We start from the raw sequence: 22,394 nt of genomic DNA, 5'->3' as shown, positions 1-22,394 counted from the left end.
CTTAGGCCCGTTCGTGAACAGAAAGCGGAGAACGGCAGTGGTTTTCAAGAGAGAAAAAACTGTCGTGTAAGATAGGTCGCAGCGTCACAACGCAGTTAAGGTTGTGTCCGCCAGTCTGTTTTGCAGTTCGGCTGTCGCAGGCTAGCGCTTACCGCCAATACTGCGCTGCTCCCAAGCGCCCCGGAGATATTTCCAAGGGTATCGCCTTGCGTGGTCACGCTGCTGCTCTGCCTGAGCCAGTGCAGCACGCAGATGATCCGCCTCGCTGCTGTCCTGTTCAACGACCGGAGGTTCTTGCGGTACACGTTTCACAACCCCGCGACGTGCGACACCGATGTCGCCGCCATTTAGCCCGACGTGGGGGTGCAAAGTCAGTGACCAACCCATCCGCTCGAACATCTGGTGCAGAAACTCCGGTGACCAACCGCTCTCAAACCAGCCGTGTTTGCGAATGCAATAAACAGCAGAGGCATCCAGCCGCAGACCCCAATTGCGCCACCACAGGGTGTTGATCGGCTCACCTGCGAAAAAGACCTTGCCGTCAGGTTTGAGAAAGCCTGCGACCTGTTCAAGTGTTTCCCAAGGCTTCACTGCGTGATGCATACATTCATAAAAGAACACAGCATCGTAATTTTGCGGTAGGGAAAGTTCGTCGAAATTGGATTGCACGACGTCGATGCCGTTCGACAGACGCGCCGCGCGCGCGCGCACCAACGCGACAAAATCGGCATTTATATCTACTGCGGTTACATCGCTGCCGCAAAAGCTGAGGATTTCGCTGGTCATGCCCCACCCACAGCCCAAATCAGCTACGCGCGCACCGGCGGGCAGGTCCGCGCGGCAAATTGCGGCGGTGATGGCGTTCACATGGCGTGCCATCATCGACACATTATCAGAAGCGTAAGGATTGGTATGCGGCACATGATCTGCCATGTCGAACCGGGTCAGTTCGCCGGTTTCTTGGTTCAGAATGCGCCCCGACAGTTCGGCATAAAGCGACAGCATCTGGTCAAAGTAAGCGTCGGAGAACGGATCGAGGTCCTGATCCACCTGCGTGGCGGGCTGATAAACAAAGGTTTGCTGGATCGCATCAAAACCCGGCTGTTCCAGCCCACCTGTCTGGTCGACCCAATCTACAAATGCATCCAGCTGATCAGCGCTGACTGCTTTGATCCATGCCGGTGTCCCGTCGGTGGTGTCGCCAGTCATACCGTCCCCCTTTCGAGGCCACAAAAAGTGCGGCTTTCGCCCGCCTTTGCGTGGCCCTGGACCAACTGCTTATTGCCCGCAGTGGCCTGATTAAGATGCGACAGCCGCAAACTGCAGTCACCTGCGTTGTGCAATTGCACCCACATCGGCTACTTTTCCTGAAAACCGGAGGATTTACCAATGAAAGATCAATCAAGCGCGTCTGTCGGAAAAGGCTTCGAGATTCCCGATCCCGCTGATCTGCCCAGCCTGAAAGGGTCGGTGTCTGATGCAGAATGGGAATTGCGGGTAGAGCTGGCCGCGACCTACCGTTTGTGCGCGCTGTACGGATGGACTGATCTGGTGTTCACCCATATCTCTGCCAAACTGCCGGATGAGGATGGTCAGGAACGTTTCCTGATCAATCCCTACGGCATCATGTTTGACGAGATGACCGCGTCTTGTCTGGTCAAGATCGATCTCGATGGCAACATCTGTCAGGAAACGCCGTATTTCATCAATCCTGCTGGATTTACCATTCATTCCGCCATCCACGCGGCACGCGAAGACGCGGGTTGCGTCATCCATGTGCATACGCCTTACGGCGTTGCGGTTTCGGTTCAGAACGAAGGGCTGCGTCGCTACACGCAATTCTCGATGGTCGTGAACAACGACCTTGCCTACCACGACTATGAGGGCATCGCGCTTGATCTGAGCGAACGGGAGCGGATTGTGCAGGACTTGGGGGACAAACACCTGCTGATGCTGCGCAATCACGGCACACTTACGGTTGGCGCAAATTGTGCACTGGCGTTCCTGCGGATGTATTTTCTTGAGAGTGCCTGCAAAACGCAAATCTTCGCTCAATCTGCGGGGACGCAAAATCTGCACGAAGAACCTCAGGCGATGGCAGACACCGTGCAGGCGCAAACGATCGACTCGTTCAAGCCGGGATCGGCGGATAATCTGGTCTGGCCCGGTCTGATGCGCAAACTCCGCCGGAGCAATCCCGGTTTTGATGCCTAAATCGTGAGAAAGAAAGATGAGGTCGCACGGGCTGAGAGGATCGGGTCCGGTCCTGTGTGATTAACGGCTAAAGGGCGGCTGATGCACCAGGATGTGTGTCAGCCGCCCCTGTTGGGTATTAGATCATTGTTTCCCCGCACCACTCGATGCTTGGGGCCAATGCTTTAGAAGCCGAAGAACCCGGGGTTCAGACCAGCGTCTTCAAAGAGGTCTGAAATGTCATCACCATCCGGAGCACCGTCATCACCCAAAGCACCGCCCTCATCCGGGCTGATCGGCGCGAAACCATCAGGCGTGTCGCCAGTAACCGGAACATCTGCGCGGTCATCAAAGGTTTCCACGGCCGTCCACGAAATACTCGACGTGATCTTTGGTGCATTGTTGACCTGATCGTTCAGCATGATCTGGTATGCGCTTTCGCCATCGCCTGAAGCATTCACAGTAACGGATTCCTGCCCGAGATAGACTTCGGCAATGATATGAATGCCGGTCATCTGACCGTTCTCTGTTGCCAGCAGATCAAAGAACTCTTCCTCCGAGATCGGGGGGCCACCAGCGGAAGTCTGGATGACAAACGCGCGGCTCGTGGTGCTGCTGTCCGCTTGGGTCGAATCTTCGCTTTCGAAATAGATAAGGTGCATTTCACCGTCTACTTCTTCGCCAAAGTCGAGATGCAGGCTGTCGGCTTCGTTCACCAGTTCGATCTGGGCGATGTGAGTGCCGATATGGGAATCCAGCACGTTGAGGGTAACCGCAGTACTGTTGGTGAAGGTTTCTGATATTGTTTGCTGCGTGAATGTATCGCCGTCTTCATCAGTTCCGGTGGTGGTTGTCGCCTCCAATACGCCTGACGGCCCTTGCAAGCTGCTGTTCACGCCCATTTCAACGGTCTCGGTCCCTTCGTTGAATTCAATCTGGAACGTATGTTCAGCGTCATATCCAACGGAGATGTCATTTTCGCCATCAGGCGCGGTGACTGTGAAGGGCACCGCTTCTTCACCCTCGGACTGCGTCGGTTCAATTAACACAGTATTATCAGGCACTTCTGCGCCGGTCTGGTCTGTCACGGTTACCAGATTAACGGGCTGGCGCGCCTCTTCGGCTGCAATCTCGTCCAGGATACGCTGGGCTTCCAGTTCATCCGCTATGATAATCGGATCACGGTAATCCTCGCCCATCGGGGGGCGGGCGACATCGTCGACTTGCTCATCGCTTTCATCTTCTGCGCCATCTTCACTTGCGTCAACGGCTTCGCCATCTTCCTGAGCAGCCTCTTCGGCCTCTGCCTCTTCTGCTTCAAGCTGATCAAGAAAAGCGTGCAGGTCTTCTACCGCGTCTTCGATCTTCAAGCCCGGCGTGTTACGCTGGTTTTCGATGAATTCTTCGATACGGGCTTGTTTGTCCGGATCGACGTCTTCTGGCGGGGTGTATTCAATATCGAGCGGGCCCAGCGTAATCTGCTGGCCATCCTCAAAAATAACGTTGTCTTCTGAAGTATCATCTTCGGTGGTGTCGCCGTCATCACCCATAGCCATACCAACCAGCCCAAGCGAAAGCAGGGAAAGAAGTCCAATAGCAAACATGCTGCTCATCCTCATGTGATCGGCCGGTTTTTCGGAGGCCGTTTGAATTAATTTTTATGTTATGTTGGAAAATCTTGGCTTCAGTAGGGCGAAACGCGGCGACAGCGCGGCAAGAATCGTATAATTGTTTCGGAGATCGGGCCAATACCGCCACAATTCACCTTGTTGGCCTTGCTTGCGCTAACGCTACAAAATAATGGGGCCGAAGGGTCACTTCAGCGCACGTTAGCGTGTTGCGGTGCGGCAAACCCTCTGCTACATGGCCCCTGATTTAGACGTCTTGAATTACTTCAAGCCGCGCCAACGAACCGGCGACGCGTCTCTAGGTGCGCAGGTCTGGTATAATTGAATGAGAGGATGCACGTGTCCGAAACAGCTTCGATTTCCACCGGCATTGCGCAGCGCTATGCGTCTGCTGTCTACGAGATTGCCAAAGACGCCAAAGCGGTAAAAGCAATCGAATCCGATCTGGAATCCCTGCAGGGTGCGCTGAACGACAGCGAAGATTTCCGCGATCTGATCAATTCGCCCGTTTATAGCCGGGAAGAGCAGGGGGCTGCTGTTGCGGCCATCGCGAAAAAAGCCAAGTTGTCCCAGACAATGACCAACACACTCGCACTGATGGCATCCAAGCGCCGTCTGTTTGTGTTGCCTGCTTTGGTCAAAACGCTGCGCGACACGATTGCTGCAGACAAAGGCGAGGTCACCGCCGAGGTCACTTCCGCGAAGGCGCTGACGAAAGCGCAATCAGACAAGCTTGCCAAGTCGCTCAAGGCGACCACCGGCAAAACCGTATCACTCCAAACGACCGTTGATGAATCCCTCATCGGCGGTCTTATCGTCAAAGTGGGCTCCAAGATGATCGATACGTCGATCCGCTCAAAGCTCAATTCCCTCCAGAATGTAATGAAAGAGGTCGGATAAATGGGTATCCAAGCTGCAGAAATTTCTGCGATCCTGAAGGACCAGATCAAGAATTTCGGTCAAGAAGCAGAAGTCGCCGAAGTCGGTCGCGTGCTTTCCGTCGGTGACGGTATTGCGCGTGTATACGGTTTGGACAATGTCCAAGCCGGCGAGATGGTCGAATTCCCCGGTGGTATTCAGGGTATGGCCCTGAACCTTGAAGCCGACAACGTTGGTGTTGTTATCTTCGGTTCCGACCGTGACATTAAAGAAGGCGATACCGTCAAGCGTACGAACTCCATCGTGGACGTGCCAATCGGTAACGAACTGCTGGGTCGTGTTGTTGACGGTCTGGGTAACCCAATTGACGGCAAAGGCCCGATCGGCGCGACACAGCGCGGTATCGCGGACGTAAAAGCGCCGGGCATCATCCCGCGTAAATCGGTTCACGAGCCGATGGCGACAGGTCTGAAATCCGTTGACGCGATGATCCCGATTGGCCGTGGCCAGCGTGAGCTGATCATTGGTGACCGCCAGACAGGTAAAACTGCTGTTGCTCTCGATGCGATGCTGAACCAGGCGCAGGTTAACGCTGCTGCCGAAGGTGACGAGAGCAAAAAGATGTACTGTGTGTACGTCGCGATTGGTCAAAAGCGCTCCACTGTTGCGCAGCTGGTCAAGAAGCTCGAAGAATCAGGTGCGATTGAATATTCCATCGTTGTGGCCGCAACCGCGTCCGAGCCTGCACCAATGCAGTTCTTGGCACCTTATGCTGCGACAGCCATGGCGGAATTCTTCCGCGACAACGGCCGTCACGCCCTGATAATCTATGATGACTTGTCCAAGCAGGCTGTGTCTTATCGCCAGATGTCCCTGCTTCTGCGTCGCCCACCAGGCCGTGAAGCTTATCCTGGTGACGTTTTCTATCTTCACTCCCGTCTGCTTGAGCGTTCCGCGAAGCTGGGTGATGATGCGGGCAACGGCTCTTTGACAGCTCTGCCGATCATCGAAACCCAAGGTGGTGACGTTTCGGCGTTTATTCCGACAAACGTGATTTCGATCACCGACGGTCAGATCTTCTTGGAAACAGAATTGTTCTACCAAGGTATCCGTCCTGCTGTGAACACTGGTCTGTCGGTTTCCCGTGTTGGTTCGTCCGCCCAGACCAAAGCGATGTCTTCGGTTGCCGGCCCGGTGAAATTGTCCCTCGCTCAATACCGTGAAATGGCCGCTTTTGCTCAGTTCGGTTCCGATCTGGACGCGTCCACTCAGCAGTTGTTGAACCGTGGTGCGCGCCTGACTGAGCTGATGAAACAGCCACAGTACGCGCCTTTGTCCAACGCCGAAATCGTCTGCGTCATCTACGCTGGCACCAACGGTTACCTCGACAAATTGCCTGTTGCTGACGTTGGCCGCTGGGAGCAAGGCTTGCTCGCGCATCTGCGTGGCAAGCATGCCGATCTGCTCAAGGATATCACCAACAACGATCGCAAGGTGAAAGACGAGCTGGAAGACAAAATCAAAGCTGCGCTCGATTCCTACGCCGCTGACTTCGCTTAAGGAGAGAGAAGCCAATGGCAAATCTCAAAGTCCTTAAAAACCGGATCGCGAGCGTCAAATCGACGCGCAAGATCACGAAAGCCATGCAAATGGTTGCCGCGGCGAAGCTTCGCCGCGCGCAGGAAGCTGCGGAAATGTCGCGTCCCTACACAGAGCGTTTCAACGCTGTGATGGCTGGACTTGCGGCTTCCGTTGGCGGGTCCGATTCCGCGCCCAAGCTGCTGAGCGGCACAGGCTCGGATAAGGTGAACCTGCTGATCGTTATGACGTCAGAGCGTGGTCTTTGCGGTGGTTTCAACACCAACATCGTAAAGAAAGCCAAAACGCACGCGCAGAAGCTGCTGGCCGAGGGTAAAGAGGTTAAAATCCTTACCGTTGGCAAAAAAGGCCGCGATCAGTTGAAGCGGGACTACGCCGCCCATCTGGTTGGCCACGTAGATCTGACGGACGTAAAGCGCCTGAGCTATGTGGATGCCCAAGGCATTGCCAAGGACGTGCTGGGCCGCTTTGACGCAGGCGAGTTTGATGTAGCAACATTGTTCTACGCCGAGTTCGTGAACGTCGTCAGCCAGATCCCGCAGGCGCAACAGATCATCCCCGCCAAGTTCGAGGATGCAGGCGAAGACGAAGGGGCATCTACCCTTTTCGATTATGAGCCTTCCGAAGAAGCGATCCTTGCCGACCTGCTGCCACGCGGTGTCGCCACGGCGATCTTCTCGGGTCTTCTTGAAAATGCCGCGTCTGAGCAAGGCGCGCGGATGTCCGCGATGGACAACGCGACCCGCAACGCGGGCGACATGATCGAGAGCCTTACGATCGAATACAACCGTTCCCGTCAGGCCGTCATCACGAACGAGCTGATCGAAATCATTTCCGGCGCGGAAGCGCTGTAAGCAAACCGGAGAAACGACATGGCAAATGCAGTCGGCAAAATTACTCAGGTCATCGGCGCCGTCGTTGACGTGCAGTTCGAAGATAACCTGCCAGAGATTCTGAACGCTCTGACTACGGACAACAACGGCTCACGCCTTGTGCTCGAAGTGGCACAGCACTTGGGCGAAAACACAGTGCGTACCATTGCGATGGACGCGACCGAAGGTCTGGTTCGCGGGGCGTCCGTAACAGACACCGGTGCACCTATTCAGGTGCCGGTTGGCAAGCCCACGCTTGGCCGTATCCTGAACGTGACCGGTGATCCGGTTGACGAAAAGGGTCCTGTAGAGACAGACGAAACACGCGGCATTCACGGCGAAGCGCCTGCGTTTGACGCCCAGTCTACCGAAACGGAAATCCTGACCACAGGCATCAAAGTTATCGACCTGCTGGCCCCCTACACCAAGGGTGGTAAAATTGGTCTGTTCGGCGGTGCCGGCGTTGGTAAAACAGTTTTGATCATGGAACTCATCAACAACATTGCGAAGGTACACTCCGGTGTGTCCGTGTTCGCGGGTGTGGGTGAGCGTACGCGTGAAGGTAACGACCTTTACCACGAGATGATCGAATCCGGCGTTATCGTTCCCGACAACCTGGTCGATTCCAAAATTGCACTGGTCTACGGCCAGATGAACGAACCTCCAGGTGCGCGTATGCGTGTTGCCCTGTCCGGTCTGACCTTGGCCGAGCAGTTCCGCGACGAATCCGGTTCCGACGTTCTGTTCTTCGTGGACAACATCTTCCGCTTCACACAGGCCGGTTCCGAAGTTTCCGCTCTGTTGGGTCGTATTCCTTCCGCTGTGGGCTACCAGCCAACACTGGCGACTGACATGGGTGCGATGCAGGAACGTATTTCATCCACCAAGAACGGTTCGATTACATCGGTTCAGGCCGTATACGTTCCGGCCGATGACTTGACCGACCCCGCGCCTGCGACATCCTTTGCGCACCTTGACGCGACAACCGTTCTTGACCGTTCGATCTCTGAAAAGGGCATCTACCCGGCTGTTGACCCATTGGGTTCCACATCCCGTCTGCTCGACCCACAGATTATCGGTGAAGAGCACTACAAGGTTGCGACAGACGTTCAGCAGGTTCTGCAGCGTTACAAATCTTTGCAGGATATCATCGCGATCCTGGGCATGGACGAACTCTCCGAAGACGACAAACTGGCCGTGGCCCGTGCGCGTAAGATCGAGCGTTTCCTGTCCCAGCCGTTTGACGTGGCCAAGGTCTTTACCGGTTCTGACGGTGTTCAGGTCCCTCTTGAAGACACAATCGCGTCGTTCAAAGCGGTTGTTGCCGGTGAGTATGACCACCTGCCAGAAGGTGCCTTCTACATGGTTGGCGGCATCGACGAAGTGAAGGCGAAAGCCGAAAAGATGGCAGCAGACGCAGCCTAAGGGAGCCTGAGCAATGGCAGACACGATGCAATTCGATCTGGTATCGCCCGAGCGGCGGTTGGCCTCACTGCAGGTCACATCCGTCCAGATCCCCGGTGCCGATGGCGACATGACGGCGATGGAAGGGCACAGCCCAACCATCACCACACTGCGCCCCGGTGTGCTCACAGTTGAAGGTCCTGAAGGGACCTCCGACTATGTGGTAACTGGTGGGTTTGCAGAAATCCGCGCCGATGGCGTTTCGGTTCTGGCCGAACGCGCTTTGGCGAAAGGTGACATGACGCAAGAGCATCTGGACGAGATGATCGAAGAAGCCAAGACCATGTATTCCAACGCGAAAACTACGTTCGAGAATGAGCCGGGTCCGGTAGACGATGCCGCCAAGCTGCTCTCGGATATGGTAGCGATGGGCGAACATATGGGCCTGACAGCCAAGCAATAAGCGCGGCTACTTGTGAAGTTTGAGGAAGGCTCCGCAGTTGATGCGGAGCCTTTTTCTATGTGTATCGCCTTTTTGGCGCCGCATTGCCCCACTTCGGTCGATCCGATCCGCTATCGTTCGAGAAATTCGGGGTTTTCTCAAAGGTTGATACCATGCGCTTTCTGATCGTTGCTGGTGTGCTGTGCACTGCATCTGCCGCTTCTGCACAGCCCTATAGCGAAAGCATGGCTGACTGCGCTTCAGTCTATCAGAACGCTGCACAGTGGGTCAGGACCGACGAAAGTGCTGACAAATTGATGCAAGCGGCGATCCAGTGGGCGGAAGCCGCGGTCAGACAGTCAGAGATTGAAGGCAAACCCACGTCGATCGATGCAGTCTGGGACCGCATAGATGTCAAAACAGACGCGTGGGAGCAGAAGGGTTCAGGCGTATTCTTCTCCGAAGATTTTCGCGATTGGACGCAGTATTGCAGGAAGTTTGCAAAGCACACCAAGGTCAGGATAAACCCCTGACGAGGCGGGCGTTCAGCTTAGCGCCCCTTCGTGCACTACGGAGCATTCCATTTCCTTGTACCAAACCCAGATAGACACGCCGGACTTGATTTATGAAGAAGCTTAGAAGCCATACCGTCGGAATAGACAGCGGTGATGTGATCCTGTTCTCCGATTACGAAGACGGCGGTGAAATGTGGACGGGACGTGGTCAACGCGAGCGCCGCCGCCATATCAAGTTCTCCGAAAAGTATAAAGAGCCGCCTACGGTGCAGCTGTCGCCGTCCCTATGGGACTTGGATGCGACCACTATCATGCGCGCAGACGTCGAGGCAGAAGCGGTGACCAAGACCGGCTTTGACATGGTGTTCCGTACTTGGGGCGACACACGCATCGCGCGCATTCGCATTGCATGGATGGCAATTGGCGAGATGTCGGAACTTGATGATTGGGACGTGACCTGACTTTCAGCTATCGGAACTGTTTTCTGGTATCTGACGTGATTGCTGAAAGCCCGTGCTGGCGGATGATGCGAACATCAATTGCTAAAGCTCGTCGACTTCTGTGCTGTAGTATTCTGAAGTTCTGGACGTCGAGCGATTGCTGCGACGCACCGCCCCATTTCGTTTGCTGCGGTTATTCTTGATCGTAAGGTAAAGAATAAAACCAACGAAAGGCACGATTTGAATGAGATGATACTCGTGCAAAAAGGCCAGCAGCTCCATTATTATATCACTCCATTGGGCGCTCAAGTCGACGTGACGCGCACAAAGGTTAGTAACAACAAAAGTAGAATTTATTCGGGCAGCATTGCGTCCCGAATCCCACCTTACTCCGGTTTGTACATCCCGTCATAGATCGGTCCGAGAGTGTCAGCCTCAAACAACGATGACACACTTGTACCATTCCAGATGTTCAGGATTGCCTGCGCAAAGATCGGCGCTGTTGGCACGATACGGATGTTCGCCGCTTTCTTGATCTCTTCCGTTGGCGCAATCGAATCCGTTATCACCAGCGATTTCATCACGGAATTCGTAACGCGTTCTACGGCTGGGCCGGACATCACACCGTGCGAAATGTAGGAATGCACTTCTTTGGCACCGTTTTCTAGCAGGACCTCGGCAGCTTTGCACAGCGTTCCTGCGGTGTCGCAGATGTCATCGACAATCAGACATGTCTTGCCGGTTACGTCCCCGATGACAGTCATCTCGGCGATTTCACCGGGCTTCTCGCGGCGCTTATCCACGATCGCCAAGGGTGAATTGATACGTTTCGCCAACTCTCGCGCACGGGCCACGCCACCGACGTCGGGTGATACGACCATCAACTCATCCATGCGGTCCTTGAACTCGTGTTTAATGTCGAGGGCAAAGACGGGAGAGGCGTAAAGGTTATCGACAGGAATGTCGAAGAAACCCTGAATTTGGGCCGCGTGTAGATCCATTGTCAGCACACGTTCGATGCCGGTACCGACCAGCATGTTCGCAACCATCTTTGCGGTGATCGGCGTACGGGCCTTTGTGCGGCGGTCCTGTCGGGCATAGCCGAAGTAGGGCAGAACGGCCGTTACGCGTGCGGCAGATGAACGGCGCAGCGCGTCAGCCATAATCAGCAATTCCATCAGGTTATCATTGGCTGGATTTGACGTAGACTGGATAATGAACATATCCTCGCCGCGTACGTTTTCGAACACTTCGACAAAAATCTCGCCGTCATTGAACCGTTCGACGCGGGCATCGACCAATCCGACGTTGACCCCCCGATGCAGCGACATGCGCCGTGCGATTGCAGTGGCCAGGGGCATATTGGCATTGCCCGAGATGAGTTTCGGCTCAGAAGTGCGGGACATAGGGGCTCCGTGGCAGCGGCGTATGACAGATTCGTGACATTGAACCTCGCTTAGCACGCAGCTAACGTGCCGCAAACCTTACGGAGGTCCAAATGGCCCAGATCGACTACTTTTTCGCAACACTGTCCCCCTACTGTTACCTTGCCGACCAGCGGCTGGAAGCGGTTGCCGCAAAACACGGCGCTACGATCAATTATAAGCCTTTCGATCTGATCACAGCATTTGGTCGCACAGGCGGCACGCCCCCCAAGGATCGTCATGTCAGTCGTATTGAATACCGCGCACAGGAATTGCCGCGTCAGGCAAAAAAGCTTGGACTTCCGTTCAACCTCAAGCCTGCGCATTGGCCGACCAATGGTGCGCCTTCTGCCTATGCCTTTATCGCGGCACAAAACGCGGGTGGCGGTGATCTGGGTGCGCTTGCCCACGCAATCTTCCGCGCCGTCTGGGCGGAAGAGAAAGACATCGCGCAGGATGATGTAATACGCGCCTGCCTGAGCGAAGCCGGATTTGACCCGAAGCTGGCGGACAGCGGTCTGCTTGAAGGAGCAGAGACCTATTCACGCAACCTCGAAGAAGCGGTGGAGCGCGGCGTGTTCGGTGCGCCGTTCTTTATTGTCGACGATCAGCGGTTCTGGGGGCAGGACCGGATCGAAGACGTAGACGCCTATTTGTCGGGTAAATTATGACCGTTCAGCAAGGCTTTGCGCCTCATATCGCCACCTTGGGTGATGGACCGCGGCAGGCATTGGCTTTGCACTGTACCATGGCCTTTGGCGGTGCATGGGCAGGGATTTCCAAGGCGCTTCCGGAGCTTACTCTGATTGCGCCAGATATGCCCAGCCATGGCCGCAGTCCGGATTGGGATGGGCAGAGCGACTTTGCCGAAACCACTTTTGCGGCAAGCCTGGCCGCACTGCCTGACGATGGTCCGGTGGACGTTATCGGACATTCTTTTGGCGCGGTTATCGGGCTGATGCTGGCAATTGCTCACCCCGAACGTTTGCGAAGCCTCACGGTGATTGAGCCTGTGTTCTTCGCCGTAGCGCAGAACGATGCGCCCGAAACGCTTGCCCAGCACGCGGTCAGTGCGAAGCCTTTCAATGATGCGATACAATCAGGTGCGTTTGAAAAAGCTGCACGTGCTTTCAACCGGATGTGGAGCAGCGATGCGCCGGCTTGGGACAGCCTGCCGGAGCGCACACGGGCCGCTATGACGCGCGGTGTGCAGGTCGTGCCCGATACCCAGTCACTGTTATTTGATGATACTGCCGGTTTGCTTGCACCGGGTGCGCTGGATGCCTGTTCTGTGCCGACACTCGTTTTGCGCGGCGAGGATGCGCATGCGGCAATCATCGCGACCCATGACGGTTTGCTCGCACGATTGCCGAACGCCACCGGTGCTGTCATCAAAGGGGCAGGTCACATGGCACCGATCAGCCATCCGGCAGAGGTCGCGACCGAAATAGGCGCTCTGCTTGGACGCAGCTGACAGCTTTTGCGAATATCGGGCGTCGGGTATGGATCGTATGAAGCGTCCGGCCTGACAGCTCGCCCCTAGAAGTGGCTTAGGAACGCATCAATGTTGTCGCGGCCGATGGACCAGTCACACACAAGACGTGCCGCGACCAACTCCTCCGCCGGACCTTCCAGCAGTCCGTCCCACAGATAATACTTTGCGCCTGCATCATGCAGCTTTTGATGTACGCTGCGGGGCCAGCGGGCAAAAATCATGTTGGCATCAGGACTGTGCAAGAACTCGGCCCCTTTTTCTCGCAGGCCCTCTGCGAGATAAGCGGCATGACCATTGGACTGACGGGCTATCTCCAGCCATGTATCACCCTCAAGGTATCCGGCCATCTGTGCCGAAAGAAAGCGGTGTTTGGAGAACAGGTGCGCGCCACGTTTACGGCGCAACTCGAATTCCCAGGCTTTGGATGGATCGAAGAAAACAACGGCTTCGACGCCCATACAGCCGTTTTTCGTACCGCCAAAGCTCACAACATCAACGCCCGACTTCCATGTCATTTCCGCCGCTGTGCAGCCCAGTGAAACCTGTGCGTTCGCAAACCGCGCCCCGTCCAGATGCACGGGGAGATTATGCGCCTTGGCCACCGCAGTCAGGGCGCGTAGTTCGTCCAGCGTATGCACCGAACCGCGTTCTGTGACTTGGGTGATCGACACTGCGCCGGGTTGTGCGCCATGTACGTTGCCCACAGTCTGGCCGGCAATCGCCGCGTCCAGTGCGGCAGGCGTCATCTTGTCTTCGGTGTCGATCAAAGTGAGCTTTGCCCCGCCTGCATAGAACTCGGGCGCGTTACACTCATCCATCTGAATATGCGCGACTTTCGAACAAAACGTCGTCTGCCAAGGCTGCGTATAACAGGCAAGCGCCAGTACATTTGCCGCCGTGCCGGTCGCGACAAGATACACCGCTGCTTCGGGTGCCTCAAAGACGTCGCGGATGCGATTTCGCACCTCGTCCATGATAATATCTTTGCCATAAGGCATCTGATGCGCATCATTTGCGGCGATTACGCGTTTCATCACATCGGGGTGCACAGGTCCCGCATTGTCAGAGGCAAAAAACATCAGGTCGGCTCCTCAATAATGTAATCTTCCCATTCTTCAAACGGGGTATCAAATTCGGATACGGTATTGCCACGCACGGACACCCCAGCAGCATGTACGCTGTCGGGTGTTCCGGTCATCAAAGGGTGCCACTCAGGCAGTGGCTTACCCTGCCATAACAAACGATACGCGCAGGTTTGCGGCATCCAGTAAGCATGGGTGTCAAGGTTATCGGGCTTTAGCACTATACAGTCCGGCACAAACTGATGACGGTTTTCATAGTGTGTGCAGCGACAAGTCGCATCATCCAGCAAACGGCAGGCAACTCGGGTGAGGGCGACCTCTTCGGTTTCCTCGTCCTCGAGTTTATTCAGGCAGCATTTTCCGCAACCATCACAAAGCGCTTCCCATTCTTGAGGCGACAGCTTTGTGAGCGGTTTTTTCTCCCAGAAACGGGGGGATAGTCCGGCGCGGGGGATCGGATCGGTCATAGGTCCGCCAGTATCGCTCGAGCCTCAGCGCTATCGGCATCCATCTGGGTGATCAACGCATCGAGGCTGTCAAAGTTTTCCTCGCCGCGCAGGTGATCCACCAAAGCGACAGAAAGCGGCGCGCCGTAAAGGTCGCCTTTGAAATCAAAGACAAAGGTTTCGAGGTTCGCTTTGTTTTCACCGAACATCGGCCGTACACCAAGGCTCGCGACACCGTGGTAGCTTCCCTTGTGAGGCCCCTCCAGCACGTCGACGAGGACCGCATAAACGCCAAAGGCAGGCTGGTGCAAACCATCGATTGACATGTTTGCTGTTGGATACCCCAACTCGCGCCCGCGTTGCTCGCCAGTGATGACCGGCCCGTCAATCCGATGCCAGTGGCCCAGCATCTCTGCCGCTTTGCGCGGGTCGCCTGCACTCAGGGCGGTGCGGATAGCAGTGGATGAAACAGTCTGGTCCGCATTGGTCATTAGAGGGGCAATCGTCACGCCAAAGCCAAAGCTTTCGCCAAATGCCACCAAGTCTTTGGCCGTACCGGCGCGTCCTTTGCCAAAACAAAAATCAGCGCCCACAACGACATGCTGCAGGCCCAGCCCATCGCGGATCACGTCACGTGCGAATTCTTCAGGGGTGAGCGATGCAAGGCCCTTGTTAAACTTCAATTCATAAAGCCGCTCTACGCCGACCTTTTCCAATCGGTGGGTGCGAGCGGTTGGGCTCATTAACCGGAAGGGAGGCGCATCAGGTGCGAAGTATTCCCTCGGATGGGGCTCGAACGTGACAATGCCCAAGGGCGCGCCGGGAAGGGCGTTTCGTGCCAGATCAATGACCGACAGGTGTCCCTTATGAACGCCATCGAAATTACCGATGGCGGCGGTGGCCCCTCGGTCTGTGTCGCTGACGAATTGATAGTCACGGATGATACGCATGGCCAACTGACTAGCCTTGACATCTCAGAAGGGCAAGACGCCCTGCTTCACCCTTTTTCAAATAGCGTGCACGTACTCCGCCGTGTAGACCTCAATCGAATTTACGTGATGGTGCCAAAACGGTTGCCTCGCCGATGAGAACCTTCTTGCCATCGACGGAACAGTGGCAATCCATCTTTACGCGGCGTTTAGAAAATTCGATGTCGGTCACTTTCACCTCGGCGTAGACCATGTCGCCGGGGCGAACCGGGGCGAGAAACTTTAGCGATTGCCCCATGTAGACGGTGCCGTGGCCCGGCAGCTGTTCGCCAATAACGGCAGAGATCAGACCGGCAGTCAGCATCCCGTGCGCGATCCGCCCTTCGAAGATCGTGTCGCGGGCGTAGTCGTCATCTAGATGGACAGGGTTATGATCGGTGGAAATCTGCGCGAACATCTCGATATCTTCATCAGTCACGACCTTGCGCAGGTAACGCATCATGCCGATTTCGATGTCTTCGATACAGATCGTGCCGCGCGGAAGATTGTCCAACATTTTTCACCCCTAAGTAATAATCTGCTGTCTAGATTGCAAAAGTTGTAACTTAATTACTTTGCGGGCGCAGAAAAGCAAGGGGAAAATGGCTAGCGCAGAAACCCGATAGAGTAGGTCGGAGCAGACATTTCCTTTTGCAAATAGGTGCTTAAAGCGTCTGCCTCTGGCTGAACGGTCGTTTTTGTCTCTGTGGCGGCCAGTCCTCCGGTGATGAACAGAGAATCAATGTCTTCTCCCATGGCACCTTTGATGTCTGTCAGTACGCCATCACCGATGCACAGGATGCGGTCATCGGACACAGGTTTACCCAACGCCGCCAGCCTGCGACGCGCCAAATCATAGATCGGTGGATGGGGTTTGCCGAAGTACAGGCTTTCGCCGCCCATCTCTGTGTAAAGCTGGGCCAAGGCACCGGCGCACCACTCGCGCGTCTCTCCGCGGTCCACAACGATATCCGGGTTCGCGCAGAGCAGTTTCAGCCCTTTTTGTTTGGCATAGAGGAACTGGGGGCGCATCACTGAAGGATCCGCCATCGGGTCTTCCGGCCCGGTGCAGACAATGCCTTCGGCTTCTTCCAACGGGACCTGCTGCATCTCCAGCGGATCGTCGAGCAGGTTAAGAGGCTGAAAGAACTTCTCCTCTCCGGGCTGGCCAATGAAAAAGACTTTGCTGCCGACAGCCCCCTGAAACATGGCCGAGCGCGCAGAATCACCTGATGTAGCTATGGTATCCCACGCGTCATCCGGCACGCCGAAATGAACGATCTGTTTTTCGACGCCAGCGCGGGGGCGAGGGGAGTTGGTCAGCAATACCACCTTGCCACCCTCCGCGCGGTACTGTTGCAATGCTGCGCAAGCATCAGGAAAGGCATCAACGCCGTTGTGCACACAGCCCCACAGATCAACAAAGAGCGCATCGTATTGCGCGGAAATTTCTGAAAGGTTTTCGATGATCCGGGTCATGGCATGCTCCATTTGGCGTTGAAACAGGCTTAGGCGATTACAGAGTGGGATGGAATACCGGCCGGATCAGCGCGGCGGCCATATGCTCAAACCATTCTACAGTTTGACAGCCACATATATCTGAACTCATGGAAATTTACGGGGCTGCGCGTTTCGGGTGACGGCCACTGGAACATCACCTTCACACGCCAATCGTTATGAGGAGAAATACGCCGCGCCGCCTTGCGCAGCTCGCCCTGATGGCGCTGGCATACTGCATGGAATGCGCTGTCATAGGCGACCGGTTTCGCCTTCGGTCTTTTGCCAAGCGAAATCTTCAGCGTCAGATAGCGCGCTTTTGCTGTATCAGCCTCCAATGGCCATTGAAGGTTTGAAACGCTACCCTTGAAGCCCGGCCAGTAAGTATAGGCACCCGACGCATTTGCGTGGCTGTTGAGGACCATCATCAGGATAATTGTCAGGATAGCCAGACGCTGCATGATATGCCTTAGATCAAAGGATGGCAGCATCTGTAGCGTAAGAATATGTCGAATTTTGGATGGAATACTGATGCAGGCGACAAGTATCTTTTGCTTGCGGGTTGCCTGCGACTGTTTCTTATCTGCATTGGTGCCGCAGTCCTGAATGGCCTGCGGCACCAATGAAGTCTTACATCTTGAGGTTCGGGATGATCTGCTTTTTGCGGCTCATGATACCGGGCAGGACAACGTGATCGCCGGACACCGCTGCGTCAAAGCTCTTTTCCGCGATGGTTTTTACGGTGTCATTTGGCACCAGAAGAGTCGCCTCTTCTTTCAGAATGTCGACAATGAAGAGCAGCACTTCTGCGGCACCATCTTCTGTTGCGACACCTGGCATCGCGGCCATAAGGGCGTCTTTACGCTCCAGCAGGGGGGCAGGTGACGTGGTTTCCAGAACGGAGACGCGCAAGGATGTGCCGTCCAGATCGAATTCCTTGCTGTCCATGCGGAGCAACTCTGCTTCGGAGAAAGACGAAACGTCGGATTTCGCTGCGAACATTTCCGCGGCATAGCTAGGAATGTCGACGCCCAGCTCTTCGGCGATGGACCAGGCGATGGCTTTGTCTTCCTGCGTGGTTGTCGGGCTGCGGAATTCCAGCGTGTCAGACAGGATGCACGACAGGGCCGCGCCTTTGATCTCTGTCGGTGTCTGGGCCCAGTCTTTCCCGATCATCTTCCACATGATGGTGGCGGTGCAGGCCAGCGGCTGTATGTTGATCTCGATCGGGCCGCGTGTTTCCAGACCGGCCACCAGACGGTGATGGTCAATGATGCCGGTGATATTGGCGTCGTTGATGTTGGCGGGCAATTCGCCGGGATTGTTGGTGTCGACAATGACAACATCCGTATCAGCGGCAAGCTCTGACATGATTTCCGGCTTGTCCAACTTCCAGCGGTCCAGAACGAACAGCGCTTCGGTGTTCGGTTCACCCAGCAGCACAGGCTTCGCAGGGGTGTTCTTGATGTTGTTTAGATACCACGCCCAGATGATCGGGCTTCCGGTGCTATCGGTGTCAGGGGATTTGTGACCAAAAACGAGTGTTGTCATGGGAGGCGTCCTTTGTTGCGGCATATCGGGTTGCGCGCCTTATAGGGTGGCCTTTGGCGCTTGTCACGACCTTGCGTCATAGGCCAAGTTCGGCGCGCTTTTTTCGTGTCAGACCTTCAATCACCATATCGTAAGAGGCCCGGATATGATCAGACAGGCTATCGTCCGACAGGCCTGGTGCTTCAAAGTGCTGTATCCATTTCAAACCACGTGACGCCATATATGGGGCAGGGCGCAGGCCGGGGCTGTCGGACAAAATTTCGAACGCCATTTCCGAAGCCTTGAAAGTTGCGGTGTCACCGGTTTCACCCATGCCGATAATGGCAAAGACTTTACCCCCTACTTTGTAGACATCCGCATTGCCCCATTGAATCACATGGGTTGTTTGCGGCAATTCGGCGCAAAATCGGTTGAGTTCTTCACGTGTCATGCCGTCATCCTAAAGGGTTGGAGCGTTACGTGAAATAGGGCAGAAATATCGATATGACCAAAGCACGCGAAACAGACCTCTACCTGCCGGTAAAAGCTTTCCTTGAAGATCAGGGATATGTGGTGAAGTCCGAGGTCGGCGCTGCGGATGTGGTGGCAGTGCGCGGGGCGGAGCCACCTGTTGTAGTGGAATTGAAGCTCGGCTTTTCGCTGGCGCTGTTCCACCAATGCGTCGCGCGACTGAAAGTTAGCGATGACGTCTATATGGCGATTGCGCGGCAGACCGGAAAACGGTTTGCCAAGGCGGTTAAGGAGAACACAGCACTGGCGCGCCGGTTGGGGCTGGGCTTGATTACTGTGCGCCTGTCTGACGGTCTGGTCGAAGTGCATTGCGATCCCGGACCTTATGCGCCACGCAAATCTGCCAAGCGGCAACAGCAGTTGTTGCGGGAATTTGCGAGACGGCAGGGGGATCCGAATGCCGGCGGCCAGACGCGGGCGGGGTTGGTTACGGCGTACCGGCAGGACGCGGTAAAGCTGGCGGTTTATCTTTTTGAAGTAGGTGCCAGCAAAGGCGCAGATGTCGCGCGAGAGGCCGGTGTTCCTAAAGCGACCGCAATGATGCGGGACAATCACTATGGCTGGTTCGAAAAGGTCGAAAAGGGCATCTACGGGCTGACGCCCGCTGGCGCTGAAGCTGTGTCTGCCTCTGGACGTATACTGGGTACGGGCTGACGGCCAAGCTGACCAATTCTATGGAGCCATTCCGGCGTTGCCCGCAGCTGCGCCCGAGACAGGAGCGGCCGACACCGCTTTTTGTGCGGGGACAACTTGGTTGTGGGTTGTGGGGCCCCCTGATGCGGCGTCGCGGAGAGGTAGTAGGTTTCGGTCCAGACGCCCTCAACTTGCACGAGCTGATGCTTTTGCATGCACAAATGGATGTAGCGCAAGGTGTTGGGACGGTTCGCCTGCACGCGGGCAAGACCAAGCTCTTCGCTTAGATGGGCGGCGCGGATCAACGCGCGGCCATTTCCACTTAGAATGCCGTGCTGGCGGGAAAGATGCATGCGCCGTTGTGGCAGGCCGCTGCCAAAGGACCCGGCCTCTATGACTATAGGACGAAGACCTTTCGGGTAATTAGCGCGTCAGGAGAATGGGTTGTTGTCAGCACCTCGAGAATGGGCTGAGCCCCTTCATCTGCCGTTATGAGTTTGTCGCCCGCCCGCAAACTACCGATGCGCCTAAATCCTGTTCCGGTCAATATCATGTTGCCGGGTGTAAAGCATGCGGGGTTGCGCGTCGCAGAGGCACCATTTTCTGGCGGAGTGTATTCGGTGGCATCGAGGTATTGGTTTTTGAGGTCACCCTCGGAATCAGGGGCAGTACCAGCAACGAAGTTGAGTGTCAGAGAGTCGGCTTTGTTATTTGCGTAAGTAAGAACCCAGGTATCGGCATCAATCTGTGTGGCGATGATCTCGTCGTTTGTGCGGTTCCCGATATAGATGAAATCGTCTTCACCGCGAAAATCATAGGCGATGTCGTGGCCACTGCCGGGCTCGAACCGTACCACGTCAATTTCTGTATCGGAGGGGTCATCAGCGCCATATCCGGCGGAGCGAGCCATCTCGTAGATGTCATCGCCCGTGCCGCCATCGAAATAGTCGTCACCGCTGCCGCCATAAAGGCTGTCCTGACCCGCTCCGCCCCAAAGTGCGTCGTTGCCCGCGTGGCCGGAAACGGTATCGTCGCCGTCGCCGCCATCTATCGTATCGTCGCCAGACCTGCCGAGAACGGTGTCATTCCCCGCGCCCCCCATGACGCTGTCGTTGCCGGTCCCTCCGTCCACCCAATCGGCATCCGCTCCTCCGTCGAGCGTGTCTGCACCGGCTTCGCCGTATACCTCATCCTCTCCAGCGCCGCCGCTTAGGTTATCGTTGTCATTCTCACCATGAAGGGTGTCGTTGCCCGTACCGCCATCAATGGTGTCCCTGCCATCGTAACCAATCAGGCTGTCATCGCCCCCGTCGCCCGAGATGCTGTCATCGCCGGTCCAGCCGTCGATCTTGTCATTGTCCTCGCCGCCATTGAGGGTGTCCGCACCTTCGCCGCCTGAAAGGGTATCGATGCCGCTACCGCCGTCGATGCTGTCGTTGCCTATGCCGCCCGAGACGGAGTCGCCCCCCGCGCCGCCGATGATCAGGTCATTGCCATCGCCGCCGTCGATCTGGTCGCGACCGGTACCACCGTCGATTATGTCTGCCTCAGTCCCGCCACTGATTGTATCTGCACCGCCACCGCCATCGATTGAATCGGCACCGCTGCCGCCGGTAATGACATCATCACCGTCCTTTCCTGCAATCGTGTCTTCGCCTTCTTCGCCCCGCAGGATATCACTGCCCAAACCGCCATCAAGGCTGTCGTTGCCGATACCGCCGTCGATCGTATCGTTGCCCTGCCCACTGGCGATTGTGTCGTCGCCCCCGCGCCCTTCGATGTCCACGCCCTGCGCGTCACCGGCAACCAGAGTGTCATTGTCCAAAGACGCATCAACGCGATCGCTCTGCTCCGTCAGGATGATGCGTTCAATCTCGGAGAATGTGATCGTGTCGGTGCCATTTGTGATCGTGCCACTGCCGGTGCCGTCATAGACAACTGTGACCGGCCCACTCAGCGCGCTTAGATCAATCGCATCGAAGTCGCTGCCTCCTTCGCCGCCGATGATGGTGTCATTGCCGAAGTTGTCCTCGATCAGGAACGTGTCATCCCCATCTTCACCTACGATGTAGTCCGCACCCGACCCGCCATAGATCACGTCATCGCCGGCGCCACCAAAAAGACCTGCGCCGCTGGTATCCAGGCGGGCGTCAAGCGTATCATTGCCGCTGCCGGTAAAGACATTCTCGATTTCAGTGAAGGTGATCGTATCGGCACCATCAGTGATGGTGCCATGCTCGGTCCCGTCAAATACAACCGCCAGATTTGTTGTGACGCTGCCGCCTTCTATGGTGTCACTGTCAAAGCCGGTCTCACCGCCGACTATCGTATCATTGCCGAACGCATTTTCGATGATGAAGGTATCAGAGGCTGCACCGCCTGACAGGCTGTCCTTTCCTTGTCCACCCCTGAGCGTGTCGTTGTCCTCTCCACCCGACAGAGTATCGTCACCGTCACCACCATCCAGACTGTCGGCACCACTATCGCCATCGATAGAATCGTTCCCGCCGTCCCCATATAGTTGGTCGCCACCTGCACCACCCGAGATGGTATCGCTTTCTTCCATGCCGCGGATTATGTCCGCACCTTCGTTGCCGGAGATGGAATCGGCGTCTGTTCCGCCATCGATGGAGTCGTCGCCAGCCCCGCCGTCTATCGTTGCCATGTCCAATTCTCCTTGGGCCCGATCTTCAATCGTCGATTCTGGAACCTATGTTTGAACAAGTCCTAAAGAGTGGAGGTTTCCATTCGCCTAAACGCTCTGAATTTTTCTCAATCGTTTGGTTGACAGCTTCTGAGACTCTCACTAGCTAAGC

25 protein-coding genes are annotated in these 22,394 nt (G+C 55.9%); 11 read left to right on the top strand and 14 right to left on the bottom strand.

The features are described 5' to 3' along the window. Positions 1-141 precede the first annotated feature (141 nt). On the bottom strand, positions 142-1,209 hold the full coding sequence (locus tag Z946_RS20990) for a class I SAM-dependent methyltransferase (protein ID WP_052836075.1): 1,068 nt from the start codon (positions 1,207-1,209) through the stop codon (positions 142-144). A 180-nt stretch (positions 1,210-1,389) separates the two neighbouring features. Here Z946_RS20990 and Z946_RS0104490 point away from each other — a divergent pair, with 180 nt between their 5' ends. After that, positions 1,390-2,214, top strand: coding sequence for a class II aldolase/adducin family protein (locus Z946_RS0104490; protein WP_081780778.1), 825 nt, complete (start codon positions 1,390-1,392; stop codon positions 2,212-2,214). A 164-nt stretch (positions 2,215-2,378) separates the two neighbouring features. Here the strand turns inward: Z946_RS0104490 and Z946_RS0104485 are convergent, their stop codons facing one another. Next, entirely contained in the window at positions 2,379-3,797 is a 1,419-nt protein-coding gene (locus Z946_RS0104485) for a hypothetical protein (protein ID WP_025054541.1), read from the bottom strand. Positions 3,798-4,160: 363 nt separating this feature from the next. Between Z946_RS0104485 and Z946_RS0104480 the strand changes: the two genes are divergently transcribed. From Z946_RS0104480 to Z946_RS0104450, 7 genes are all read left to right on the top strand, one after another. Then, positions 4,161-4,721 carry a F0F1 ATP synthase subunit delta gene (locus Z946_RS0104480; protein ID WP_174416546.1) on the top strand — a complete coding sequence of 187 codons (561 nt, stop codon included), beginning with the start codon at positions 4,161-4,163 and terminating at the stop codon, positions 4,719-4,721. Continuing rightward, complete coding sequence (gene atpA, locus Z946_RS0104475; protein WP_025054539.1) at positions 4,722-6,260, top strand: F0F1 ATP synthase subunit alpha; 1,539 nt, start codon at positions 4,722-4,724, stop codon at positions 6,258-6,260. Positions 6,261-6,274: 14 nt separating this feature from the next. Continuing rightward, entirely contained in the window at positions 6,275-7,153 is an 879-nt protein-coding gene (locus Z946_RS0104470; RefSeq protein WP_025054538.1) for a F0F1 ATP synthase subunit gamma, read from the top strand. Between the two features lie 18 nt (positions 7,154-7,171). Further along, complete coding sequence (gene atpD, locus Z946_RS0104465; protein WP_025054537.1) at positions 7,172-8,596, top strand: F0F1 ATP synthase subunit beta; 1,425 nt, start codon at positions 7,172-7,174, stop codon at positions 8,594-8,596. 13 nt (positions 8,597-8,609) lie between these two features. Then, entirely contained in the window at positions 8,610-9,038 is a 429-nt protein-coding gene (locus Z946_RS0104460) for a F0F1 ATP synthase subunit epsilon (RefSeq protein WP_025054536.1), read from the top strand. A gap of 152 nt (positions 9,039-9,190) precedes the next feature. Next, complete coding sequence (locus Z946_RS0104455; protein ID WP_025054535.1) at positions 9,191-9,550, top strand: hypothetical protein; 360 nt, start codon at positions 9,191-9,193, stop codon at positions 9,548-9,550. A 92-nt stretch (positions 9,551-9,642) separates the two neighbouring features. Continuing rightward, the gene (locus Z946_RS0104450; RefSeq protein WP_025054534.1) at positions 9,643-9,993 is read left to right on the top strand and encodes an H-type lectin domain-containing protein; all 351 of its coding nucleotides are present in this window, start codon (positions 9,643-9,645) and stop codon (positions 9,991-9,993) included. 81 nt (positions 9,994-10,074) lie between these two features. On the opposite strand, the gene Z946_RS0104445 is transcribed toward Z946_RS0104450, so the two are convergent. Further along, a complete protein-coding gene (locus tag Z946_RS0104445) occupies positions 10,075-10,254 on the bottom strand; it encodes a hypothetical protein (protein ID WP_025054533.1) in 180 nt (59 codons plus the stop codon). A 104-nt stretch (positions 10,255-10,358) separates the two neighbouring features. After that, on the bottom strand, positions 10,359-11,378 hold the full coding sequence (locus Z946_RS0104440; protein ID WP_025054532.1) for a ribose-phosphate pyrophosphokinase: 1,020 nt from the start codon (positions 11,376-11,378) through the stop codon (positions 10,359-10,361). 92 nt (positions 11,379-11,470) lie between these two features. On the opposite strand from Z946_RS0104440, the gene Z946_RS0104435 reads away from it, so the two are divergent. Further along, positions 11,471-12,067 (top strand): 2-hydroxychromene-2-carboxylate isomerase, encoded by a 597-nt coding sequence (locus tag Z946_RS0104435; protein WP_025054531.1) that lies wholly within the window; start codon positions 11,471-11,473, stop codon positions 12,065-12,067. After that, positions 12,064-12,870 carry an alpha/beta fold hydrolase gene (locus Z946_RS0104430; RefSeq protein WP_025054530.1) on the top strand — a complete coding sequence of 269 codons (807 nt, stop codon included), beginning with the start codon at positions 12,064-12,066 and terminating at the stop codon, positions 12,868-12,870. Before Z946_RS0104435 ends, Z946_RS0104430 begins: the two co-directional genes overlap by 4 nt. 65 nt (positions 12,871-12,935) lie before the next feature. Here the strand turns inward: Z946_RS0104430 and Z946_RS0104425 are convergent, their stop codons facing one another. From Z946_RS0104425 to Z946_RS0104385, 8 genes are all read right to left on the bottom strand, one after another. Continuing rightward, positions 12,936-13,970, bottom strand: a complete 1,035-nt coding sequence (locus tag Z946_RS0104425; protein ID WP_025054529.1) for a threonine aldolase family protein — start codon at positions 13,968-13,970, stop codon at positions 12,936-12,938. Continuing rightward, a complete protein-coding gene (locus Z946_RS0104420; RefSeq protein ID WP_025054528.1) occupies positions 13,970-14,440 on the bottom strand; it encodes a YcgN family cysteine cluster protein in 471 nt (156 codons plus the stop codon). Before Z946_RS0104420 ends, Z946_RS0104425 begins: the two co-directional genes overlap by 1 nt. Further along, a complete protein-coding gene (locus Z946_RS0104415; RefSeq protein WP_025054527.1) occupies positions 14,437-15,369 on the bottom strand; it encodes a bifunctional riboflavin kinase/FAD synthetase in 933 nt (310 codons plus the stop codon). The genes Z946_RS0104420 and Z946_RS0104415 overlap by 4 nt, the downstream gene beginning before the upstream one ends. Positions 15,370-15,460: 91 nt before the next feature. Continuing rightward, positions 15,461-15,904 carry a MaoC family dehydratase gene (locus tag Z946_RS0104410; RefSeq protein ID WP_025045755.1) on the bottom strand — a complete coding sequence of 148 codons (444 nt, stop codon included), beginning with the start codon at positions 15,902-15,904 and terminating at the stop codon, positions 15,461-15,463. Positions 15,905-15,993: 89 nt separating this feature from the next. Further along, positions 15,994-16,866, bottom strand: a complete 873-nt coding sequence (locus tag Z946_RS0104405; RefSeq protein ID WP_025054526.1) for a TIGR01459 family HAD-type hydrolase — start codon at positions 16,864-16,866, stop codon at positions 15,994-15,996. 86 nt (positions 16,867-16,952) lie between these two features. Continuing rightward, positions 16,953-17,345, bottom strand: a complete 393-nt coding sequence (locus Z946_RS0104400; RefSeq protein WP_025054525.1) for a hypothetical protein — start codon at positions 17,343-17,345, stop codon at positions 16,953-16,955. A gap of 169 nt (positions 17,346-17,514) precedes the next feature. After that, positions 17,515-18,435 (bottom strand): manganese-dependent inorganic pyrophosphatase, encoded by a 921-nt coding sequence (locus Z946_RS0104390; RefSeq protein WP_025054524.1) that lies wholly within the window; start codon positions 18,433-18,435, stop codon positions 17,515-17,517. A 76-nt stretch (positions 18,436-18,511) separates the two neighbouring features. Then, positions 18,512-18,865, bottom strand: coding sequence for an MmcQ/YjbR family DNA-binding protein (locus tag Z946_RS0104385; protein WP_025054523.1), 354 nt, complete (start codon positions 18,863-18,865; stop codon positions 18,512-18,514). Positions 18,866-18,918: 53 nt separating this feature from the next. Between Z946_RS0104385 and Z946_RS0104380 the strand changes: the two genes are divergently transcribed. Then, complete coding sequence (locus Z946_RS0104380; RefSeq protein ID WP_025054522.1) at positions 18,919-19,599, top strand: DUF2161 domain-containing phosphodiesterase; 681 nt, start codon at positions 18,919-18,921, stop codon at positions 19,597-19,599. Here Z946_RS0104380 and Z946_RS21945 read toward each other — a convergent pair. Together Z946_RS21945 and Z946_RS20425 are read right to left on the bottom strand one after the other, a co-directional pair. Continuing rightward, entirely contained in the window at positions 19,533-19,946 is a 414-nt protein-coding gene (locus Z946_RS21945; protein ID WP_420911441.1) for a Hint domain-containing protein, read from the bottom strand. The genes Z946_RS0104380 and Z946_RS21945 overlap by 67 nt on opposite strands. A gap of 29 nt (positions 19,947-19,975) precedes the next feature. After that, on the bottom strand, positions 19,976-22,243 hold the full coding sequence (locus Z946_RS20425; protein WP_025054521.1) for a Hint domain-containing protein: 2,268 nt from the start codon (positions 22,241-22,243) through the stop codon (positions 19,976-19,978). Positions 22,244-22,394 lie beyond the last annotated feature (151 nt).

Source organism: Sulfitobacter noctilucicola (assembly GCF_000622385.1).
Lineage (GTDB): Bacteria > Pseudomonadota > Alphaproteobacteria > Rhodobacterales > Rhodobacteraceae > Sulfitobacter > Sulfitobacter noctilucicola.
The sequence above is the reverse complement of the archived record's forward strand: the minus strand, read 5'-3'. Positions and strand labels throughout refer to the sequence as shown.

Bases quoted from the DNA above. Each gene is read 5' to 3' on its own strand.
- Z946_RS0104420 (WP_025054528.1), bottom strand. From the start codon at position 14,440: ATGACCGATCCGATCCCCCGCGCCGGACTATCCCCCCGTTTCTGGGAG.
- Z946_RS20990 (WP_052836075.1), bottom strand. From the start codon at position 1,209: ATGACTGGCGACACCACCGACGGGACACCGGCATGGATCAAAGCAGTC.
- Z946_RS0104400 (WP_025054525.1), bottom strand. From the start codon at position 17,345: ATGCAGCGTCTGGCTATCCTGACAATTATCCTGATGATGGTCCTCAAC.
- Z946_RS0104470 (WP_025054538.1), top strand. From the start codon at position 6,275: ATGGCAAATCTCAAAGTCCTTAAAAACCGGATCGCGAGCGTCAAATCG.
- Z946_RS0104455 (WP_025054535.1), top strand. From the start codon at position 9,191: ATGCGCTTTCTGATCGTTGCTGGTGTGCTGTGCACTGCATCTGCCGCT.
- Z946_RS0104415 (WP_025054527.1), bottom strand. From the start codon at position 15,369: ATGCGTATCATCCGTGACTATCAATTCGTCAGCGACACAGACCGAGGG.
- atpA (WP_025054539.1), top strand. From the start codon at position 4,722: ATGGGTATCCAAGCTGCAGAAATTTCTGCGATCCTGAAGGACCAGATC.
- Z946_RS0104430 (WP_025054530.1), top strand. From the start codon at position 12,064: ATGACCGTTCAGCAAGGCTTTGCGCCTCATATCGCCACCTTGGGTGAT.
- Z946_RS0104450 (WP_025054534.1), top strand. From the start codon at position 9,643: ATGAAGAAGCTTAGAAGCCATACCGTCGGAATAGACAGCGGTGATGTG.
- atpD (WP_025054537.1), top strand. From the start codon at position 7,172: ATGGCAAATGCAGTCGGCAAAATTACTCAGGTCATCGGCGCCGTCGTT.
- Z946_RS0104440 (WP_025054532.1), bottom strand. From the start codon at position 11,378: ATGTCCCGCACTTCTGAGCCGAAACTCATCTCGGGCAATGCCAATATG.
- Z946_RS0104390 (WP_025054524.1), bottom strand. From the start codon at position 18,435: ATGACAACACTCGTTTTTGGTCACAAATCCCCTGACACCGATAGCACC.
- Z946_RS0104425 (WP_025054529.1), bottom strand. From the start codon at position 13,970: ATGTTTTTTGCCTCTGACAATGCGGGACCTGTGCACCCCGATGTGATG.
- Z946_RS0104445 (WP_025054533.1), bottom strand. From the start codon at position 10,254: ATGGAGCTGCTGGCCTTTTTGCACGAGTATCATCTCATTCAAATCGTG.
- Z946_RS0104410 (WP_025045755.1), bottom strand. From the start codon at position 15,904: ATGTTGGACAATCTTCCGCGCGGCACGATCTGTATCGAAGACATCGAA.
- Z946_RS0104380 (WP_025054522.1), top strand. From the start codon at position 18,919: ATGACCAAAGCACGCGAAACAGACCTCTACCTGCCGGTAAAAGCTTTC.
- Z946_RS0104405 (WP_025054526.1), bottom strand. From the start codon at position 16,866: ATGACCCGGATCATCGAAAACCTTTCAGAAATTTCCGCGCAATACGAT.
- Z946_RS0104435 (WP_025054531.1), top strand. From the start codon at position 11,471: ATGGCCCAGATCGACTACTTTTTCGCAACACTGTCCCCCTACTGTTAC.
- Z946_RS0104460 (WP_025054536.1), top strand. From the start codon at position 8,610: ATGGCAGACACGATGCAATTCGATCTGGTATCGCCCGAGCGGCGGTTG.
- Z946_RS20425 (WP_025054521.1), bottom strand. From the start codon at position 22,243: ATGGCAACGATAGACGGCGGGGCTGGCGACGACTCCATCGATGGCGGA.
- Z946_RS0104490 (WP_081780778.1), top strand. From the start codon at position 1,390: ATGAAAGATCAATCAAGCGCGTCTGTCGGAAAAGGCTTCGAGATTCCC.
- Z946_RS0104485 (WP_025054541.1), bottom strand. From the start codon at position 3,797: ATGTTTGCTATTGGACTTCTTTCCCTGCTTTCGCTTGGGCTGGTTGGT.
- Z946_RS0104385 (WP_025054523.1), bottom strand. From the start codon at position 18,865: ATGACACGTGAAGAACTCAACCGATTTTGCGCCGAATTGCCGCAAACA.